15 protein-coding genes are annotated in these 20,089 nt (G+C 64.9%); 8 read left to right on the top strand and 7 right to left on the bottom strand.

Going from position 1 to position 20,089, the window contains the following annotated elements; genetic code table 11:
- Positions 1-2: 2 nt before the first annotated feature.
- Together ACVIGB_RS45715 and ACVIGB_RS45710 are read right to left on the bottom strand one after the other, a co-directional pair.
- Positions 3-1,544, bottom strand: a complete 1,542-nt coding sequence (locus tag ACVIGB_RS45715; protein WP_092124927.1) for an ABC transporter substrate-binding protein — start codon at positions 1,542-1,544, stop codon at positions 3-5.
- A gap of 236 nt (positions 1,545-1,780) precedes the next feature.
- Positions 1,781-2,992 (bottom strand): CaiB/BaiF CoA transferase family protein, encoded by a 1,212-nt coding sequence (locus ACVIGB_RS45710; RefSeq protein ID WP_456724330.1) that lies wholly within the window; start codon positions 2,990-2,992, stop codon positions 1,781-1,783.
- A gap of 177 nt (positions 2,993-3,169) precedes the next feature.
- Between ACVIGB_RS45710 and glgA the strand changes: the two genes are divergently transcribed.
- Positions 3,170-4,597, top strand: coding sequence for a glycogen synthase GlgA (glgA, locus tag ACVIGB_RS45705; RefSeq protein ID WP_092124926.1), 1,428 nt, complete (start codon positions 3,170-3,172; stop codon positions 4,595-4,597).
- Between the two features lie 192 nt (positions 4,598-4,789).
- A complete protein-coding gene (locus ACVIGB_RS45700) occupies positions 4,790-5,848 on the top strand; it encodes a class I SAM-dependent methyltransferase (protein ID WP_212311305.1) in 1,059 nt (352 codons plus the stop codon).
- Between the two features lie 80 nt (positions 5,849-5,928).
- On the opposite strand, the gene ACVIGB_RS45695 is transcribed toward ACVIGB_RS45700, so the two are convergent.
- From ACVIGB_RS45695 to ACVIGB_RS45675, 5 genes are all read right to left on the bottom strand, one after another.
- Positions 5,929-7,554, bottom strand: a complete 1,626-nt coding sequence (locus tag ACVIGB_RS45695) for a L,D-transpeptidase family protein (protein WP_456724331.1) — start codon at positions 7,552-7,554, stop codon at positions 5,929-5,931.
- A gap of 164 nt (positions 7,555-7,718) precedes the next feature.
- Complete coding sequence (locus ACVIGB_RS45690) at positions 7,719-8,915, bottom strand: MFS transporter (protein ID WP_229168183.1); 1,197 nt, start codon at positions 8,913-8,915, stop codon at positions 7,719-7,721.
- 130 nt (positions 8,916-9,045) lie between these two features.
- Entirely contained in the window at positions 9,046-9,561 is a 516-nt protein-coding gene (locus ACVIGB_RS45685; RefSeq protein ID WP_244549869.1) for a PRC-barrel domain-containing protein, read from the bottom strand.
- A 43-nt stretch (positions 9,562-9,604) separates the two neighbouring features.
- Entirely contained in the window at positions 9,605-11,806 is a 2,202-nt protein-coding gene (locus ACVIGB_RS45680; protein ID WP_092124922.1) for an amylo-alpha-1,6-glucosidase, read from the bottom strand.
- 84 nt (positions 11,807-11,890) lie between these two features.
- Positions 11,891-13,654 (bottom strand): ABC transporter ATP-binding protein, encoded by a 1,764-nt coding sequence (locus ACVIGB_RS45675; RefSeq protein ID WP_456724332.1) that lies wholly within the window; start codon positions 13,652-13,654, stop codon positions 11,891-11,893.
- 312 nt (positions 13,655-13,966) lie between these two features.
- Here ACVIGB_RS45675 and ACVIGB_RS45670 point away from each other — a divergent pair, with 312 nt between their 5' ends.
- From ACVIGB_RS45670 to ACVIGB_RS45645, 6 genes are all read left to right on the top strand, one after another.
- Positions 13,967-15,034, top strand: coding sequence for a glycosyltransferase family 4 protein (locus tag ACVIGB_RS45670; RefSeq protein ID WP_092124920.1), 1,068 nt, complete (start codon positions 13,967-13,969; stop codon positions 15,032-15,034).
- Between the two features lie 303 nt (positions 15,035-15,337).
- Entirely contained in the window at positions 15,338-16,591 is a 1,254-nt protein-coding gene (locus ACVIGB_RS45665) for an ABC transporter substrate-binding protein (RefSeq protein WP_456724333.1), read from the top strand.
- Positions 16,592-16,619: 28 nt separating this feature from the next.
- The gene (locus ACVIGB_RS45660) at positions 16,620-17,477 is read left to right on the top strand and encodes a branched-chain amino acid ABC transporter permease (RefSeq protein ID WP_456724334.1); all 858 of its coding nucleotides are present in this window, start codon (positions 16,620-16,622) and stop codon (positions 17,475-17,477) included.
- Positions 17,477-18,463 carry a branched-chain amino acid ABC transporter permease gene (locus ACVIGB_RS45655; protein WP_456724335.1) on the top strand — a complete coding sequence of 329 codons (987 nt, stop codon included), beginning with the start codon at positions 17,477-17,479 and terminating at the stop codon, positions 18,461-18,463. The genes ACVIGB_RS45660 and ACVIGB_RS45655 overlap by 1 nt, the downstream gene beginning before the upstream one ends.
- Before the next feature lie 11 nt (positions 18,464-18,474).
- Positions 18,475-19,224, top strand: coding sequence for an ABC transporter ATP-binding protein (locus tag ACVIGB_RS45650; RefSeq protein ID WP_456724336.1), 750 nt, complete (start codon positions 18,475-18,477; stop codon positions 19,222-19,224).
- Positions 19,217-19,921 carry an ABC transporter ATP-binding protein gene (locus tag ACVIGB_RS45645; RefSeq protein WP_456724337.1) on the top strand — a complete coding sequence of 235 codons (705 nt, stop codon included), beginning with the start codon at positions 19,217-19,219 and terminating at the stop codon, positions 19,919-19,921. The genes ACVIGB_RS45650 and ACVIGB_RS45645 overlap by 8 nt, the downstream gene beginning before the upstream one ends.
- Positions 19,922-20,089: the final 168 nt, after the last annotated feature.

Here is a 20,089-nt window from a genome sequence, read left to right as displayed (position 1 = left end):
CGCTATTCCTTCCAGGCGTAGGAGACGTCGAGCACACTGTTGAACATCTTCGGCACACCCTTCACCTTCGTGCTCGATATGGCGTAATAAGTGTTCTGGAAGATCCAGAACCAGATCGCCTCCTTGTTGATCAGACGGCTGATCGCGCAATAGTCCTCGGTGCGCTTGTCGACGTCAGCCGTGGAGCGAGCGTGCTCGAGCAGCCGGTCCAGCTCGGGATCGGAATAATTGGCGAGCGCGACCGGACTTCCGGTGTGGAAGTTCGCATACATCTGCGGATCGGGATCGGCGAGATCAACGATCCGCCAGGGCGTCAACTGGAACTGGCGCATGAAAGCGCGCGGCACGATGGTCGTCTGGTCGACCTGCTCGATCTCCATGTTGGCGCCGGCGCGCTTCCAGAGTTGTTGCAACACCTGCGACGTGGTACGGCCGCGCGGCGTCGCGTCAATCAACATCTTGAACTCGACCGGCTTGCCGTAATCCTTGATCAGCGCCTTGGCCTTCTCGACGTCGAAGGGCAGCGCGCCATCGTCCTTGCACTTGACCCAGGAGCCGGCGCCGTAGGGATTTGAGGCAGGCCGAGCCAGCCCGTTGGTGATCGCCTGGGACATCTTCGGGCGGTCGAGCGCCATCACCAGGGCGCGCCGCACCCGGACATCGTCGAACGGCGGCGTCTTGGTGTTGAACGCAAAGACAGTAGCGCCCGACCCCTCGTAGCGGTGCACAGTCAGGCTAGTGTCCTTCTGCGCCTTCAGGATATTATCGGCGTCGCTCTCGCCATCCCAGATGATGTCGACCTCGCCCGATTGCAGTGAGGCGAAACGCGATTGCGCGTCGGGCAGCGGCTTCAGGATGATGCGGTCGAGATAGGGCTTGCCCTTGTCCCAATAGTCCGGGTTCTTCTCCAGCACCATGCGATCGCCGGCGTTCCAGGATTTCAGGATGTAGGGACCGGTGCCGACCGGGTTGCGATTGTAATCATCGCCCTTGGTCTTCCACGCGGTCGGCGACTGCATCACATTATTGGAGCTTTGAATCGACTGCGTCGCCGGGAAGTTCACCGCCGGGTCGCTGAAATTGTAGCGCACCGTGAGGTCATCGACGACATCCACGCTCTTGATGCTGGTAATGTAGAATGCGCAGCGGCACTTGTTGGCCGGATCCTTCTGGCGGTCGAAATTCTCCTTCACCGCCTGCGCATTGAACGGCGTGCCGTCGTGGAATTTGACGCCCGGCCGCAGCTTGATGGTCCAGGTCTTGAAGTCCTCGGAATGCTCCCACGTCAGCGCGAGCTTCGGCTTCGGCTCGCCCTTCTCGTCGAGCGTCATCAGCGTGTCGAAGATCGAGGCTGCCGCGGTGTTGGCCGATGTATCGTAGACGCCGACCTTGAGCGGGTCGAAGCCCGGAATGTCCAGCTCCTGGCCGACGGTGAGCGTCCCGCCCTGCTTCTGAGCATGGGCCGGTGCAGCGAACGCCGCCGCGCCTAATCCCGCCACAAGAAATATGCGCGCAACTGCGTGCGCGCGCCCGGCCAGCTTCATCGATGCTCCCTCCCAGGTGGGCGACGTCCGGTGTTCCGGATCGTCGTACGTTGGCAGGCAGCTTGTCCGGAATCGCCGCGCGCGACAAGACCGTAAAGCGGATGAAAAGCCGCAGGCAGATCACGATGCGATCATGTGGACCCGCATCATGATCTCGACTAGCTGCTTGAGCACGATCCTTCGGGAAAGCAGCATCCCCTTTGCGCCAACGCTGCCCTCCGGGTCCGGATCATACTCTAGCTGCGCGCCGTCTTTGCCGGTTGCGATGCGAAGGCAGCGATCTGATCGTCGGAGAGCCCGATCTCCTTCAGATAGGACAGCGTGTGCTCGCCGAGCGTCGACATCCGCCTGGCCGCACCGACCGCAGCGCCGGACATCCGGAACGGCAGATTGAGCACCTTGAAGCTGCCACCGCCGTCCTCGACCTCGGCCAGTGCACCGCGATGGGCGATTTGCGGATCGGCGAGCGCCTCGCGCACGGTGCGATAGGCGGACGACGGCACGCCATATTCATTGAGCGCGGCAAGACAGGCCTGCGTGCTGACCGAACGCGACCACGCCTCGACGCCCTCCATCAGGCCCGCCCAATTCTCCCGCCGATCGGAATATTTGGCGAAGCGCGAATCGGACACCCATTCAGGCCGGCCGATCACCTGCATCAGGTTCTGGAAGGTTTTCTCGCTGGCGATCGCCACCATCACGTAACCGTCGCTGGTTTCGATCGGGCCGAACATCGGCCGCTGGGTTTGCTTCACCTCGAATTGCGACCACTGCAGCTCGTTCAGGGTCAGGCTCAGCATCGATTCCAGCATCGAGACGTCGATATGCTGGCCCTTGCCGCTGGCACCGCGCTGATAGAGCGCCGCCGAAATCGCGCCGAAGGCATAGACCCCGGTCAACACGTCGGCGTGATAGATGCCGCAATAGTCCGGCCGGCTGCGGCCCGGCTGGTAGGCGAGATGCGCCATCTCGTAGCCTGAAGCGGCATGGATCACCGGCGCATAGGCCGGCAATTCCGCCGATGGGCCGGTCTGGCCGTAGCCGGAGATCGAGCAGAAGATCAGCTTCGGATTGATGTCGCGGATCGAGGCATAGTCGAGCTTGAGCCGGCGCATCACGCCGGGGCGGAAATTCTCCACCAGCACGTCGGCGGTCGCGATCAGCCGGCGCACGGCTTCGACGCCAGCCGGCGACTTCAGGTCGAGCACGAGGCTGTTCTTGCCGATATTGAGCTGGCCGAACGCCGTCGAGCAATGGTTGCGCACCGGCGGCCGCGTCCGCATCGTCTCGCCTTCGACGGGCTCGATCTTGATCACCTCCGCGCCCATGTCGGCGAGCATCCGCGTGCAATGAGGTCCGGCGATCGTGGTCGAAAAATCGAGCACGCGAAGGCCGTCAAAGCTCCGTGTCAAATTCCCCTCATCGTCAGCGGCTATTGTCGTGGCCAAGGCTTCCTCCAGCTTCGTCGTTTCCGTTGTTCGGCGTCGCGCGACCCTAAAGTGAGCCGCCCTGACAGGAAAGCGTCTCGTCCAGACCGGGACCGCGGGCCGTCTTGCATTTTACTCAAAGGCAGATTGGACCCGATCTTGCATGAGCCTTGTCACGGGCTGGAACGAGGGCGCTTGTTGAAGGTCTTATTCGTCACGACCGAGATGGACGATTTCGTCCGCGTGGGCGGGCTCGGCGCCGTTTCCGCTGCACTTCCCCGGGCGCTCCGCTCCTGGAGCGACGTCAGGATCATGCTTCCCGGCTACCGGGACGTGGTCGAACAGTTCACTCATATTGAAATCGTTGGACAATGCGACGCACTCGCCGAGATGCCGGCCTGCGCGCTCGGGCGCGCATCGACCAAAGACGGGCTGCCGGTCTACGTGCTGTTGTGTCCGCAGCTCTACGACCGGCCGGGCAATCCCTATGGCGACGAGTCCGGCCGCGACTGGCCCGACAACGACATCCGCTTCGGCCGCTTTGCCTCCGCCGCTGCCGAACTTGCAGCCGGAACGCTGGACAAGAATTGGGCAGCGGACCTCGTTCACGCCAACGACTGGCAGGCCGCGCTCACACCCGCCTACCTCGCATGGCGCGAGGCACGGATTCCATCGATCCTGACCATCCACAATCTCGCCTATCAGGGCCTGTTTCCGCGGGACTCGCTGCGGCGGATCGGCGCACCGGAAAGCTCATTCCACATCGACGGGCTGGAGTTCTACGACAAGCTATCCTTCCTCAAAGGCGGCCTCGTCTACGCCTCGCATCTGACCACGGTCAGCGCGACCTATGCGAGGGAGATCACCACCGCCGAGCTCGGCTGCGGGCTGGAGGGCCTGCTGCGCGTGCGCTCCGACGCCGACCAGCTGACCGGCATCCTGAACGGCATCGACGAGAGCTGGGACCCGCGCCACTGCGCACAGCTCGCGCAGCCGTTCGGCGCCGGCGACTGGAAGGGCAAGCAGGCCAACGCCGACTATGTCCGCCGGCAGTTCGGCCTTGCGGTCTCGCGCGGGCCGATCTTCGGCCTGGTCGCGCGGCTCGTGCATCAGAAGGGCGTCGACCTCGTGCTGTCGGCCGCCGACGAGATCATCAGGGACGGCGGACAGATCGTCGTCACCGGCAGCGGCGAGCCGGCGATCGAGGACGCGCTGGTGGCCGCGCATCGGCGCCGTCCCGACGCGATCGGCGTCATCATCGGCTTCAACGACGCGCAGGCGCGCCGGATCTTCGCCGGCAGCGATTTCACCCTGATGCCGTCGCGCTTCGAGCCCTGTGGCCTCAGCCAGATGTATGCGCAGCGCTTCGGCTCGTTGCCGATCGGCCACCAGACCGGCGGGCTCGCGGAGACCATCGCCGACGGCGAGACCGGCTTCCTGTTCGCGCAGCCATCAGCGGAATCCTTCCTCGGCGGCGTCAGGCGCGCCTTCGACGCCTACCGCGCCAAGGATCGCCTCAACGCCATGCGCGCCAGCGCGATGGCCAAGTCCTACAGCTGGGACCTGTCGGCCGCCTGCTACGGCGCGCTGTACAGGAGGCTCATCATGCCGCGGGCAGCGGCGTAAGGCGCCCGCCTCGCCGGCTTGTGAAGTCGGTCGTGCTGGCATCCCAGCCGCTTTGTGACATTCAGCCTGCGCCGCCGAACCCATTTCGTGCGATCATGTCCGCGCCCATGGCCGTCTGCCTGGACGAAAGCGCACACATGAAATTGGCAATGATGGACTTTTTGCAAAACCCAATTGCGATGGAGGAACATCATGGACGTCAACGAGGAGCGTCTTAATTCATTCATGGGAAAGATGATTGGCGATGTCGGCGCGGCGATGAACGCCTCGCTGATGCTGCTGGGCGACAAGCTCGGGCTCTACAAGGCTCTCGCGCAGCAAGGACCGATGAATGCGGCGGCGCTGGCCAAGGCGACAGGAACGGCCGGACGTTACGTTCAGGAATGGCTCTCCGCGCAGGCCGCTTCCGGTTACGTCGAGTACGACAGCGCCACCGGAAAATTCTCGATGCTGCCCGAGCAGGCGCTCGCGCTCGCCGACGAGGACAGCCCGGTCTTCCTCGGCGCCGTGGGAAGCCTTGTCGGCGCGACATTTCTCGACGAGCCGAAAATTACCGACGCCTTCAAGACCGGCAAGGGCGTCGGCTGGAACAAGCGCAGCGAGTGCCTGTTCTGCGGCACCGCGCGGTTCTTCCGCACCAGCTACAAGCACTATCTGGTGCAGGAATGGCTGCCGGCGCTCGAGGGCGTCGTCGACAAGCTGAAGAAGGGTGCGGTTGTCGCTGACGTCGGCTGCGGCCACGGCGTCTCGACCCGGTTGATGGCGGAGGCGTTTCCGAAGTCAACCTTCTACGGCTTCGACTATCATGACGGCTCGATCCAGGCGGCGCGGATGGCTGCGAAGGAGGCGGGATTGTCGGACCGCGTTCATTTCCAGACGCACTCGGCCAAGGACTTCCCTGCCAATCGCTACGACCTGGTGTGCTTCTTCGATTGCCTGCACGACATGGGCGACCCGGTCGGCGCGCTCAAGCACACCCGCTCCACCCTCGCCGACGACGGCACCTGCCTGCTGATCGAGCCGTTCGCCAACGATCGGCTGGAGGACAACCTCAATCCGATCGGGCGCGTCTACTACGCAGCGTCGACGATGATCTGCACACCGGCGTCGCTGGACCAGGAGGTCGGACTTGCACTCGGCGCGCAGGCCGGCGAGACCAGGCTGCGCGAGGTGGCGCGCCAGGGTGGCTTCTCACGCTTCCGCCGCGCGGCGGAAACGCCGTTCAACCTGATCCTGGAAGCTCGCCCGTAACAGCGCTCACGCGATCGGACGGCGGTGTCACGCCGCCGTCCGACGCTCAGAGTGCTGTCTGATCCCGCGGCAGCGCCCTGCTACCAGTCCTGTTGCGATTGCCAGTAGTACTGGCCGCCGCGCCGGCGCGGATTGGCGGATTGAGGATTGCCATAATACGGGGAGCCGTACTGGGTCGGCGCCTGAGGATTGCCGTATTGGGGATAGCCGTATTGGGTGCCGGACTGGGGATTCCAGCTGCGCTGAGAGAAGAAGCCGAAACCGTCTCCGTCCCCGCTCGCAACCATGTCGTCGGTTTCCATCGGCCGGGTCGGTTTGCGTGTGATGAAACCACCCTGGGGCTGGTTGCTCAGCACGGCGACGAACTCGGTGCGGTAGTTGGTCTCGGCGCTCAGCGGCTCGTCCGAGATGATGATCGACGAGCGCGGCACGGCGGTCGGCGCGATGCGATCCAGCACATCTTGCGGGATGGTGACGCGGTCGAGCGCGTTCTTGGCGTTGTCACCGTCGTCGATCGTCACCTCGGTCCAGCGCAGGCCGGTGTCGTTGCGCGCCATCGCCGTGAAGATATGCGTGCCGATCGGCTGGTCCGGATCGCGAATGGTGACGGGAACCTCGATGCTTGAATCGAACACCTCGCCACCGTCAGCCCATGGCTTATGGGTGTTGCGCCGGACGTAAAGTTTCTGCGTCGCGCGGCTGATGTAGACAGAGACCGGCTCGAGCGCGAGCTTCGCCTCGGTCGCCGCCTTCTGGGTGTCGGCCTTCTTGGTCTCGGCCGCCTTGGCGGCGTCCTTTGCGGCCGCTGCGGCGTCGAGCTTCGGCTTGGCGTCGCCCTGGGCCGCCTCGAACTGCGTCGTCGCTTCCGCGGCCTTGGCGGCGGCCTTCTGCTTCAGATCCTCGGCGCGCGCCTTGGCCTGATCGGTCTTGGCATTGGCGAGCGTCTTGTCGGCGAACGCAAGCTCGGCGTCGGCACGGGTCTTGGCCCGTTCCAGCTTGCGCAATGATGCCGGCGTGAACAGTGCAGCTTCCTTGGTCGCGGCCACGGAAGCCTTCTTGGCCTCGTCGGCCAGCTTGGCGGCATCCGCAGCTTCGCGGGACAGCGTCTCGGCACGCGCCGGAGCAGCCGCGATGGCCTGGGCGTTCGGCACGAACAGCGCCGGATGGGTGAAATTCTCCGGCGCCGGGTCGTTCGGCGCGATGATCACCCGCATCCCGATTCTCGTCCTGTCGAACAGCTTCTCGGCGAAGTCGTAGGGCATCCGCACGCAGCCGTGCGAGGCCGCATAGCCGGGCAGCGGGCCGCCATGCAGCGCGATGCCGTTCCAGGTGATGCGCTGCATGTTCGGCATCCAGGCATCGTCATAAAGCGTCGAGTGATGGTCCTTGTCCTTCTCGATCAGCGCAAAGACCCCGGCCGGCGTCTCGCGTCCCTTGACACCGCTCGACACCGGCGCGCGGTAAATCCAGCCGTCGGCGTCGTAGAAAGTCACCTTCTGGGCCTTGATCGACACGATCGCCATGATCGGCTCGCCCGCGGCGCGCGGCGCGGTCGCCTCGACCGTTGCCGCAGGGCGCTGCTGCTTTGCAGCGACGCCGCCGGTCAGTGACGCAAATGTGACCATCGCAGCGAACGTCACAAAGGCGGGAGGTCCCCAACGCCGCATCGCTCCGCTGATCTGCGCCGTCGTCGTTCGATTTTCCATGCCATTCCTCGGTCGAAATGCCTGCCCGCGCTGCGTCGATCCCTACCAGATCACGATTTTGGATTGATTAATCCACGGGACTATCGGCTCGTTCCGCCAGCAAATCACTCATATATGACGGCGCATGCATGAGGAAGGGCGCCGCGGGGCCAAACCTGCCTGCGTCATGCCGTCCGCCGCGTCTCCGGCATCACCAGCCAGATCACAAACAGCCCCAGCGCGGCAACGCCGGCCAGGCCCATGAAGGCGGTGCTGCTGCCGAGCTTGTCGCTGACATAGCCGGCAAGCACCGTGCTGAGCGACGCGCCGATGCCGACCGCGGTTCCGACGATGCCCTGCGCCAGGTTGAAATGGCCGCTGCCGAACGCCACGTCGGCCACGATCAGCGGCACCATGACGCTGAAAATTGCCGCGGTGATGCCGTCGAAGACCTGCACCATGACCAGCAGATAGGGATCCCGCACCGTTGCGAACAACAGGCCGCGGATCGCCAGCGAGGCGAATGCAAGCAGCAGCAGCGGCCGCCGCCCCCAAGCCTGGGCCTTGCGGCCGACCGACGGCGAGCAGAGCGCGACGATCGCCTGCGGCACGATGATGCAGGCGGCGATCAGGACCGGCGCCCACTGGCTCGACCGTGTCGTGACGACGCCCGCCATCAGCGGCAGCATCGCAGCATTGGCCAGCTGGAACAGCATCATCGCGCCGGCAAAGATCAAGAGCGACCGCCGTCGCACCAGACCGACGATACTGGTCGCTCGTTTGTCGGGAACCTCGCGCTTCACCTCACCATGGGCCTGCGCGATATCGATCTCGCGCTCGCGGATCCGCGCCAGCGACAGCAACGTCGGGATCGCAAGGATGAAGGTCACGAGGAACACCGACCGGCTCGACAAGAAATAGCCGCAGGCGCCCATCAGCGCTGCGGCCGAGCCGCTGCCGAGCGAAGCGAAGCGCGCATTGCGGCCGAGCCGCTCACCAATCGCCAGCGGCCCAACCAGGCCGAGGCTGATCGCGGCGATCGCCGGACCCAGCACGCAGCTAGCGAGCGCGTGCAGTGTCGCGGCGAGCGTCACCACCGGAAAGATCGGCCAGAGCGCGTAGGCCAGCGCGGCGGCGCCGATGGCGGCCACCGCCCAGCCCGCGACGACCCGCTCCGAGCGTGCCGCATCGACGATCGCGCCGCCGGGCACCTGGCCCAGCAGGCCGATAATGCCGCCGATCGAGAGCACGAAGCCGATCTCGACCTGGGTCCATTTCTGCGTCGTCAGGTAGACCGCGATGAACGGGCCGAAGCCGGTTTGCACGTCGGCCAGGAAGAAGATGAACCAGTCGAGCCCGCGCTGGCTTTCGCGCGACGGCATGCGCGGTTCCTCGGGACTGGGCTGACCGGGAACAAGCGGCACAATATTGGTGTCGCCGGCTGATCGCCCGCCACGATCGTCGCCAACCGTCTCGAAAGCAGAGTCCGGGCGCGCGACCAGCTTTAGCCCCCTAATGTTCGTAATCCCATGGATGAAGACTGCCGGCCGCGCCAAGCACGATCAGCGGCGTATCTTCCTTGTATTCGGGCGCAGCGCTCACCTGCTGCTTGTTGAGGTCCAGCGTGATGCTGTCGCTCTTGCTGGAAACGCCGGCGAAACGCAGTGCGTTCCAATCGACCACGATCTTGCGGCTGCCGACGCCGAGAAAGCCGCCGAAATCGATCACCGCGGCGCGGACCTTGCCGTCGCGGTCGACGATGACGTCGACAATGCGGCCCATATCCTCATTGGCGGAACTGCGCACGTCGCGCCCGAGAATGCCGTGCGCATCGCGCGCACCGATCACGGTCACCGAAGGCGGCGGCGAAGGCTCCTTTGACGGTTCCTTGGCCTGCTCCTTCGGTGCAGCGGCTGCTGGCGGCGCCGGTGTTGCCGGCGGCGTCTTGCCTTCGTCGTCGGCGGCGCGGACACCCGCGCATGTCAGCAGCGCCGCTCCAACCAGCATCACCATGATCCTCGGACGCATATACCTCTCCCCACGATTTCGCGCGCGTGCCGTGCGACGACGCTCAATGCGTCAGCACGATCGACACCTGGATCTGGCCGCGCGTGCGCAACACTTCGAGTGACACCTCGCCGTCGTGTCGGCGCAGCCGCAAATCGACGCTGGACGCGCCGAGCCTGAGGTCGCGCAGCACCACGTCGTTGAGAAATTCCGGCAGCCGCGGATCGCGCAAGCGTATCTCGCCGCGCGTGGTGTCGAACTCCAGCCCGAGTGCGGCCTCCAGCAGCGTGAACGGCGTCGCGCTCGCCCAGGCCTGCGGTACGCAGGCCACCGGATAAAGCACCGGGCCGCGCCGGCGCTCGCGGCGGAAGCCGCAGAACAGCTCGGGCAGCCGCCGCAGCTCCATATAACTCGCGGCGTCGAACAGACCCTTGAACAGGTGGGCGACCGAATGCTTCAGGCCGTAGCGGGCAAATCCGAGTGCGATCAGCGCATTGTCATGCGGCCAGATCGAGCCGTCGTGATAGGACATCGGGTTGTAGCGCGCCTCGCCCACGGCGACGGTGCGGATGCCCCAGCCCGAGAAGAATCTCTGGCTCATCAGGTCGGCGGCAACCCGTCGCGCGCGGTCTTCGCGCACCATGCCGGAAAACAAGGTCTGTCCGGCATTCGACGTGCGCACCTTGCACGGCCGCTTGGCGCCGTCGAGCGCGAGCGCATAGGTGCCGAGCTCCTCGCACCAGAACGCCGCCTCGAACCGCTCGCGCAGCCGCTCGGCCTCGGCCTCCAGCTTCGTGGCCCGGTCCGCGAAGCCGAGCTTGCGTGCCGCCCGCGCGGCAAGCTGCTTGCCGGCGAACACGTAGCCTTGCACTTCCGCCAGCGCGATGTTGCCCTCGGCAAGCGTGCCGTCGGCGTGGAAGATGGCGTCGAAGGAGTCCTTCCAGCCCTGGTTCCGCAGCCCCTCTTCGGTGGCGCGCTGATACTCGACGAATCCATCGCGGTCGGGATCACCCGGGCCATCGATCCATTGCAAGCCGGCCTCGACCGCCGGCCACAGCTCGCGCAACGTCTCCACATCGCCGGTGCGCTCCAGATAGAGCCCCGCGAGCAGCACGAACAGCGGGGTCGAATCGACGCTGCCGTAGTAGTGCGCGAACGGCACCTCGCGCAGCGCGGCCATCTCGCCGCCGCGCATCTCGTGCAGGATCTTGCCCGGCGCGGCATCGGACAGTGGATCGACCGCCTTGGCCTGGAACAGCGCGAGCCGCTTCAGCACGCCCTTGGCGATCCGCGGATCGACCCACAGCATCTGCAGCGCGGTGATCAGCCCGTCGCGACCGAACGTCGTCGAATACCAGGGAATGCCGGCATAGGGATAACGGCCCTGCGGCGTCTCCGTCATCAGCATATTGAGGTCGGCCATCGCCTGGCACAGCACCTCGTTGAAGATGTTGTTCGAGGTCTCGATGCTGGCCGCACCGGCCGTCGAATTTCGCATCTCGCGGCGATGCGCCAGCAGCCCGCGGAAGAACGGCACCGGCTTCTGCATGATCGGCTTGTTGCAGGACACCGCGACGAACAGCGAGGTCACCTGCCCCGGCTCGAGGTCGAAATGATAGGTTGCGGTGTTGACCGACAGCCGGGTCGGCCGCGGATCGAAATGCAGCGCCGTGATCCGCGTCTGCTCGTCGAGGCCGCAATATTCCAGCACGACGTCGGTCGGGCCGAGCAGCTTGCTCGAGCCGATGCCGCGCCGCGGCCGCCGCTCGCCGCGCACCTCGAACAGGTCGGCAAAATCATTGTCGAACAGCAGCGTCAGATCGAAGCTCGCGATGTGTTCGCCGTGGTTCTGCAGGCCGATCCGCTGATAGGCGGTGCCGCGCCACAGGAAGATCGAGCGCACGATGTGCAGCGTGTCCTTCTGCAAGGTCAGACGGCCGTCGCGATAGACGTCGGAATTGGTGAGATCGACCGTCAGCGCCGAATTGTCGTCGCGCATATTGGAGCCGAGCAGGAGCGGCTGCACGTCCTCCAGCACCATTTCCAGCCGCGCGAGGTAGCGCGTATCGGCGTTGAACAAGCCGTCCGGCCCGCCGGCCGAGGCGCCGATATCGCCATGGCTGTCGAGCACGATGAAGGTGTCGTCATGCTTGAGCGAGCGCCGCGGCCGCGCCGCGGGCCCGGTCATCGGAATGTAGAACGGCGATTCGGCGACGTGCTCAGTGATGCGAGCAGTGATGATCTGCGTAACGACGTCAGCTGCCATCTGAACCTCTGGCGACTTTGCTTGGCCTGACTCTTGGTTCGAACGAACGCACCGGAACGCAAGACCGCGCTTGATGACGCGGGGTCAGGCCGCGCTGGTGGAGAGCCGGCCCATCTCGCGCGCGACCAGGTCGCGGTAGGGGCCCCTTCCCTTCACGAGGATATCGGGCGGACCGTCCTCGACGATCCGGCCGCCCTGCAGCACGAGCACGCGGTCGAAGCTGCGCAGCGTCGCGAGGCGGTGCGCGATCGCCACCACCGTACGCCCGCGCATCAGCCGCGACAACGCCTCGCGGATCGCCTCCTCGGAGTCCGCATCGAGCGCCGCGGTGGCCTCGTCGAGCAGCAGGATCGGCGCATCCTTCAGGAAAGCGCGCGCGATCGCGATCCGCTGGCGCTGGCCGCCGGAGACCTTGACGCCGCGATCGCCGACGATGGTGTTCATGCCCTCCGGCAGGCTTTCGATGAAGTCGCAGCGCGCCGCGATCGCCGCCCGCAGCACCTCGTCGTCGGTGGCGTCCGGCCGGCCGTAGCGGATGTTCTCCAGGATCGAGCGGTGGAACAGCGAGATGTCCTGCGGCACCACCGAGATCGCCGCGCGCAGGCTCAGCTGGGTGACGCGCGAGATGTCCTGACCGTCGACCGTGATGTTGCCCTGCTCGACGTCGTAGAAGCGCTGCAGAAGGGTAAACAGTGTTGACTTGCCGCCGCCGGACTGGCCGACCAGGCCGACCCGCTGTCCGGGCTGGATGCGCAGGCTGAAGCGCTCAAACACCTGCAAGCCGCCGGGATAGCGGAACGAGACATTGTTAAATGCGATCGCCGCGCCGCTCTTCACCAGCACCTCGGCTTCCGGATGATCCTTCAGCTCGTGCGGCTGCAACAGCGTCGCCAGCGCCTCGGTCAGGCGAGCGACGTGCTGGGTGACGTCGACCAGCGCAACGGCGAGATCGCGGGTGGCGCTGAGGATTGAGATGCCGAGCGTGCAGACCAGCACGACATCGCCGGTGGTCGCTGCGCCCTGCTTCCAGAGCGAGAGCGCCCAAGCCAGCATCGCGATCGTCAGAATGACGGTCACGGCAGCGTGAACGAGGCGGAGCTTTTCGAGATAACGCAGGGAACGGCCGCGCGCGACGAGTTCCCGATTCACTGTCGCGTCGAAGCGGTCGTGCTCATAGCCGAGGCCGCAGAACGCGCGCACCAGCGGCAGGTTGTTGATGACGTCGACCATTTCGCCATCCACGGCCGCGGCCCTGTTGGCGAAATCGTCATGCAGCGGCCTGCCGGCGGCCGCCATGCGGAACATGGCCACCACCATGGTTCCCGCGATCAGGATCAGCACTGCTGACATAGTCACGCTGACGGTTCCAACCAGAGTGATCGCCGCGAAGGTCGCGATGCAAGGCGGCAACACATTCCATACGAACATGTTCTCGACGGTGTAGACCGCGTTCGACGTTGCCGTGATCCGGCTGGTCAGCATGCCCGGCAACCGGTCCGTGAAATAGCTCGGCGCGTGGCCGGTGAGATGTCGGAACATGTCGCGGCGAAGGTCGCCGCTGACGCTGACGAAGGTGTAGCTCGCGGTCCAGCTCGCGATCCGCCACAGGAAGTTGTCGGCTGCGATCAGCGACATGAGCAGAGCGAATGCCAGCCATACGCCATTCGCGGCCGACGGCCCTGCCGACAATGCGTCGACCAGATTCTTCACGCCGTATTGCGTGCCTACCGAGCAGGCAACCGCCGCGACGACGGCCGACAAAATCACAACATGCGACGGAAGCCGCCGGCGCAGATAGCGCAGCACAAAGGGGAACGGGCGATGCGCGTATCCTGACAGATGGTCCATGACGTCCTGCAAAAGCTGTTGAAGGTGAACGAGAAAATGTTAGTCGAAGCTCTCGTGCACGATGACGTGAAGGGCGGCGTTGGGATTCCTTGATGCAGCCATCACTGCGCGACAATTTTGCAACGCTGGCGTCGGCAAAAACGTGTTGGAGCGAGATGGCATCAGCAAGACCACAGTGTGATGGAAGAAAGAAGCGGCAGATCTCCCACACCTAAGGAACCTCGCACGTGCGAGAACGTTCCCGTCTTTGGCATGTCGCTGCCATCAGAGGGCTTGAGGGTCCATCCACATTACAAAATAGGAGACGGAGAAATGCGCATCGCGCAGGTTGCCCCGCTGACGGAGGCTGTTCCCCCCAAGCTCTACGGCGGCACCGAACGGGTCGTGCACTGGCTGACCGAAGAACTTGTAACACTTGGACATGACGTGACGTTGTTCGCCAGCGGCGACTCACAGACCTCCGCGAAGCTCGACGCGACCTGGCCGAAGGCACTGCGCCTCGACGGCTCCGTCCGCGACCCCAATGCGCTGCACATGGTGATGCTGGAGCGCGTCCGGCAGAAAGCCGACGACGACGAGTTCGACTTCCTGCATTTCCATCTCGACTACTATCCGTGGTCGGCGTTCTCGCGGCAGCCGACGCCGTTCGTGACCACGCTGCACGGACGGCTCGACCTGCCGGAGCACCAGCCCGTCTTCAACACCTTCTCCAAGATCCCGGTGATCTCGATCTCCAACGCGCAGCGGCGGCCAGTGCCGCAGGCGCACTGGGTGCGCACCATCCATCACGGCCTGCCGGAGAATTTGCTGACGCCGCAACCGGCCAAGCAATCCTATCTCGCCGTGCTCGGGCGCATCGCGCCGGAGAAAGGCGTCGATCGCGCGATCAAGATCGCGACCCGCTGCGGCATTCCGCTGAAGATCGCAGCCAAGGTCGATCGCGCCGACCAGGAATATTACGACGAGTTGATCAAGCCGCTGATCACGAGCAACCCGCTGATCGAGTTCATCGGCGAGATCAGCGACCGCGAGAAGCCGGATTTCCTCAGTGGCGCGATCGGGCTGCTGGTTCCAATCGATTGGCCGGAGCCGTTCGGCCTCGTGATGATCGAAGCGATGGCCTGCGGCACGCCCGTCATCGCCTATAACCGCGGCTCGGTGCCCGAGATCATCGAGGATGGGCTGACCGGCTTCATCGTCGAGGACGAGATCAGCGCGATCTCCTCCGTCGGCCGGCTCTCGACGCTCAACCGCGACGCGATCCGCAAGCAGTTCGAGACCCGCTTCACCGCGCGCCGCATGGCGCTCGACTATCTCGCCGCCTATCGCAGCCTGATGGAAGCCAAGCCGCGCTTCAAGCTGGTGGCGAGCGCAGAATAGCCATTGCAGCGGCCGATCGAATGATCCGGCGGGCCGGCCGGCACCGTCTGTGCCGGACCGTCGGGTCATTCGATTGTCAATAATGCCGTCGTATCCGGCGGCAACGTCCACGCAGCGAAGCGGCTCACATGCGCGCGTCGCGCGATTGCTGCGACGCACCAGTCGCAACGCGTTTCCCCCGTGACCCCGGCCGATATCGCCTTTGCGATTGCCGAATTACGTGCTCTTATGCGCCCCGCTTGAGCAAAAAATAATAAGCGCGCGGACGGAACAACCGTGCCGCGGTCGCACAGGGGGAACGCCATGACAGGGGACCGCAAGCCATCGGCCATTAATAATGCCGCGCCGACCAAGGCCTCACGGACAAAGCTGAACCGCCGCAAGTTCCTGGTCAAAACCGGCGGCGTGCTCGCGGCCGGCGCATTCGGCGCCGTCCCGCTGCGCGGCTGGGCCGCCGACCCGATCAATATCGGCGCGCTCTATCCGAGCACCGGCAGCATGGCGCAGATCGGCGTCGGCTGCGTCGCAGCCGCCAAGCTCGCGGTCGACATGGTCAACGAGGCCGGCGGCATCAAGTCGCTCGGCGGCGCCAAGCTCAACCTCATCGTCTCCGACGTGCAGAGCGACACCACGGTGACGCGCACCGAGACCGACCGGCTCATCACCGGCAACAAGCTGTCGGCGATCCATGGCTGCTACGCCAGCGCGCTGACCCTGATCGCAAGCGAAGTCTGCGAGCGCGCCAGGGTTCCGATCATCACAGGATCGAGCTCCGACCAGCTCAACAAGGGACGCACCTACACCTTCACGCCGTTCGCGCGCGCCTCGCAATTCGCCAAGGCGCAGCTGCAGATGGCCAAGCTGGTGAGCGACCAGGCCAAGGTCGCCGTCATCTTCGAGAACACCGCATTCGGCACCTCGACCTCGAACGGGCTGAAGGAGCTGGCGCCGGGCGAAGGCGTCGAGATCGTGATGTTCGAGCCCTACTCGGCAGGTTTCACCGATGCGAGCCCGCTGATCAACAAGGTCAAGGCCTCCGGCGCCAACACGCTGTTCTCGCTGTCCTATCTCAACGACCTCATCCTGATCGTGCGCACCGTGAAGCAGGTCGGGCTCAACATCGCGATCAATGGCGGCTCGGGCGGCTTCGTGATGCCGGACTTCTACAAGAATGTCGGCAAGGCCGCCGAGGGCCTGCAGGGCGTCGCGCACTGGAACCACGACGTCAACGACGATGCGCAGAAGGTCAACGCCGAGTTCAAGAAGCGCACCGGTGAGTTCGCCTTCGAATATGCCGGCGGCCTGGTCGCGCAGACCTTCATGCTGGCCGACGCGCTGGAGCGCGCCGCCTCCGCCGATCCCAAGAAGGTGCGCGAAGCGCTCTCGACGCTCGACGTCTCCTCGGGTTACGCGGCGATGGCGCCCGGCGGCAAGGTGAAGTTCGGCCCCGACGGCAAGAACGTCTATGGCCGTCCGGTCGGCGTGCAGTGGCAGAACGCCGATCTCGCCAGCATCTTCCCCAAGGAAGACGCCCGCGCCCCGCTGATGAAGACCTGAACCGCGGTCGCATCGCATGTGGGAGACATTGGCCCAGGCTGTCATCAACGGCCTGCTTATCGGCGGCATCTACGCGCTGGTCAGCATCGGCGTCACGCTGATCTTCGGCGTCGTCAAGATCGTCAATTTCGCCCAGGGCGAATTCGTGATGATCGGGATGTATATCTCGTTCTTCGTCGCCACCCAGTTCGGCATCGATCCGCTGGTCTCGCTGGTCGTCTCGATGCCGGTGCTGTTCCTCGCCGGCGTGCTGATCCAGCACTTCCTGATCCGCAGGGTGCTCGGGCCGAACGACATGCCGCAGATCTTCCTGACATTTGCGCTGTCGATGCTGCTGCTCAATCTCTCGCTGATGCTGTTCAGCGCCAACTATCGCACCGTCCATACCTCCTATTCGGATGAAGCGTGGCACATCGGCGGGCTGTACATTCCGGTGGCAAAGCTGATCGCCTTTGCGATCGCGATGGCGCTCAGCGGGCTGCTCTGGGTGTTCCTGCACACCACCGATCTCGGCCGCGCCATGCGTGCGGCGTCGCAGAACCGCGACGTCGCGATGCTGATGGGGATCAATCCCAACCGCGTGTTCGCGGTCGCGTTCGGCACTGCACTGGCGCTCGCCGGCGCCGCCGGCTCGCTGCTGATGCCGTTCTATTCGGCCTATCCATTCGTCGGCCAGGTGTTCGTGCTGATGGCGTTCGTCGCGGTCGTGATGGGCACGCTCGGCAATGTGATGGGCGCGCTGGTCGCGAGCCTGATGATGGGCGTGGCGGAATCGCTCGGCATCCAGTTCGTCGGCGCGGACTCTGGCCTGATCGTGGTGTTCGCGCTGCTGCTGCTGACGCTTGCCTTCAGGCCGAGCGGCCTCGGCGCCAGGAGGGGCCGCTGATGCAGACCTCCGGCAACATGAAATGGCTGTGGCTCGCGATCGGGGCCGTCGTCATGCTCGCCCTGCCCCAGCTCGTCACCTCGTCGTTCACGATCGACATCTTCATCCGCATCCTGCTGTTCTCCTTCATCGGCGTCGCCTGGAACCTGATGGGCGGCTATGCCAAGCAGCTGTCGCTCGGGCACGCCGCCTATTTCGGGCTCGGCGCCTACACCTCGACCATCATGCAGGTGAACTACGGCATCTCGCCCTGGATCGGGATGATCGCGGGCGGCGTGGTCGCGATGCTGGCGAGCCTGCCGATCGGCTGGCTGTGCTTTCGCCTGCGCGGCCCCTATTTCACCATCGCCACCATCGCGACCGCCCAGGTGCTGATGCTGATCTTCCTCAAATTCCGCGACTTCGCCTGGGGTGCCGAAGGCACCACGATCCCGAACCTCGGCAGCGCACCGCTGATGATGCAGTTCGAGGAGAAGTCGTCGTATTACTACGTCGTGCTCGGCCTGCTCGTGGTCGGCCTGTGGATCACCCACCAAATCGAGAAATCCTGGATCGGCTACTACCTCGTTGCGATCGGCGAGGATGAAGATGCAGCTGAGGCAATCGGCGTCAACGCACCGAAGGTCAAACGCGACATCTACATGATCAGCGCGTTCCTGACCGCGCTCGCCGGCACCTTCTACACCCAGTACATCTACTTCATCGACCCCGCGACCGCCTTCAGCTTCAGCGTCTCGATCGAGGCCGCGCTGGTGTCGATCGTCGGCGGCATCGGCACATTGTGGGGGCCGGTGATCGGCACCGTGCTGCTGGAGACCACCTCGGCGCTGCTGCAAAGCTGGCTCGGCAGCTCGGTCGGCGGCATCCAGCTCACGGTCTACAGCCTGATCCTGATGGCGGTGATCCTTTGGCGGCCGACCGGGCTGATCGGATTTGCGACCGACATCTATCACCGCTATGTCCGGCGCAAGCCGGCGCGCGCCTGAGGGTCGTTGCGATGGCGGAAGCATTGGTCATCAAGGATCTCAGCAAGCGCTTCGGCGGCCTGCGCGCGGTGCAGGATGTCAGCTTCACCGTGCAGGAGAACGAGACGGTCGCGCTGATCGGGCCGAATGGCGCCGGCAAGACCACGAGCTTTCATTTGATCACGGGATTTCATCGCCCGGACTCCGGATCTGTGCTCGCCTTCGGTCACGAGGTCGTGGGCTTGCGGCCACACGACGTCTGCGCGCTCGGCCTCGCCCGTACCTTCCAGGTGGCGAAGCCGTTCGGCGCGATGACGGTGCTCGCCAATGTGATGACCGGCGCCTTCCTGCGCGACCGCCACGTCGCTGCCGCACGCGACAAGGCGCTTGAGGCGATCGAATTCGTCGGCCTCGGCGCCAGGGAGCAGACGCCGGCCAGGGACCTCACCACCATCGACCAGCGCCGGCTGGAGATGGCGCGCGCGCTGGCGACCCAGCCACGGATCCTGCTGCTCGACGAGGTGATGGCCGGCCTCAACCCGGCCGAGATCGACCAGGCGGTGGCGCTGGTGAAGAAACTCTCGGCGCGCGGCCTGACCATCGTGATCGTCGAGCACGTGATGCGCGCGATCATGGCGGTGGCCCGTCACATCGTGGTGCTCGACCATGGCCAGAAGATCGCCGAGGGTACGCCAAAGGAGATCGTGGAGAATCCGGAAGTGATCCGCGCCTATCTCGGCTCCTACGTGCATCCGCCGGCGCAGGGCGACGCCCATGCTTGAGCTCTCCCGCGTCAGCGCCAGCTACGGCTCGGTCCCCGCCATCACCGACGTCAGCATCTCGATCGGCGATGGCGAAGCCGTCGGCCTGCTCGGGGCCAACGGCGCCGGCAAGAGCACGACGCTGCGCGCCGTCTCCGGCCTCGTCAAGCTGTTCGCAGGCAAGGTCACCTTCGACGGCGTCGACCTCGCGACGCTGCCGCCCTACCGAATCCCGGAGCTCGGCATCGCGCATGTCCCGGAAGGGCGTCAGGTGTTTCCGGAAATGACCGTGCAGGAAAATCTCGAGATCGGCGCCTACACGCCGAAGGCCAAGGCGGATCGTGCACGTACGATGGAGCTCGTCTACAGCATCTTCCCGCGGCTCGCCGACCGCAGGAAGCAGCTCGCCGGCACCATGAGCGGCGGCGAGCAGCAGATGGTCGCGGTCGGCCGCGGATTGATGCTGAAGCCGCGCCTGTTGATGCTGGACGAGCCTTCGCTGGGCCTTGCGCCTGTCATGACCGACGTCACCTTCGAGAAGATCGGCGAGATCCACAAGATGGGCACCGCGATCCTCTTGGTCGAGCAGAATGTCAGCCGCGCGCTGTCGCTGGTGCAGCGCGCCTATGTGCTGGAAAGCGGCAACGTGATCATGCAGGGCACCAGCGCCGAGCTTGCCAACAACAAGCAGGTGCAGGCGGCGTATTTGGGGATTTGAGATAGCGATCGAGGCGCCCGCTCCCGTCATTGCGAGCGAAGCGAAGCAATCCATCTTCTCCGAGGCGTGGAAAGATGGATTGCTTCGCCGCTACGCTCCTCGCAATGACGCCTTGCCACATCTATCTACCTGTCATCCCCGCGCAAAGGCTTCGCCTTTGTCGCTGGA

Source organism: Bradyrhizobium sp. USDA 4341 (assembly GCF_054063755.1).
Note: the sequence above shows the minus strand (reverse complement) of the source record. Positions and strands in the feature narration are given on the sequence as shown.

Bases quoted from the DNA above. Each gene is read 5' to 3' on its own strand.
- ACVIGB_RS45650 (WP_456724336.1), top strand. From the start codon at position 18,475: ATGGCGGAAGCATTGGTCATCAAGGATCTCAGCAAGCGCTTCGGCGGC.
- ACVIGB_RS45695 (WP_456724331.1), bottom strand. From the start codon at position 7,554: ATGGAAAATCGAACGACGACGGCGCAGATCAGCGGAGCGATGCGGCGT.
- ACVIGB_RS45675 (WP_456724332.1), bottom strand. From the start codon at position 13,654: ATGGACCATCTGTCAGGATACGCGCATCGCCCGTTCCCCTTTGTGCTG.
- ACVIGB_RS45680 (WP_092124922.1), bottom strand. From the start codon at position 11,806: ATGGCAGCTGACGTCGTTACGCAGATCATCACTGCTCGCATCACTGAG.
- ACVIGB_RS45645 (WP_456724337.1), top strand. From the start codon at position 19,217: ATGCTTGAGCTCTCCCGCGTCAGCGCCAGCTACGGCTCGGTCCCCGCC.
- ACVIGB_RS45670 (WP_092124920.1), top strand. From the start codon at position 13,967: ATGCGCATCGCGCAGGTTGCCCCGCTGACGGAGGCTGTTCCCCCCAAG.
- ACVIGB_RS45715 (WP_092124927.1), bottom strand. From the start codon at position 1,544: ATGAAGCTGGCCGGGCGCGCGCACGCAGTTGCGCGCATATTTCTTGTG.
- ACVIGB_RS45690 (WP_229168183.1), bottom strand. From the start codon at position 8,915: ATGCCGTCGCGCGAAAGCCAGCGCGGGCTCGACTGGTTCATCTTCTTC.
- ACVIGB_RS45700 (WP_212311305.1), top strand. From the start codon at position 4,790: ATGGACGTCAACGAGGAGCGTCTTAATTCATTCATGGGAAAGATGATT.
- ACVIGB_RS45685 (WP_244549869.1), bottom strand. From the start codon at position 9,561: ATGCGTCCGAGGATCATGGTGATGCTGGTTGGAGCGGCGCTGCTGACA.
- ACVIGB_RS45665 (WP_456724333.1), top strand. From the start codon at position 15,338: ATGACAGGGGACCGCAAGCCATCGGCCATTAATAATGCCGCGCCGACC.
- ACVIGB_RS45655 (WP_456724335.1), top strand. From the start codon at position 17,477: ATGCAGACCTCCGGCAACATGAAATGGCTGTGGCTCGCGATCGGGGCC.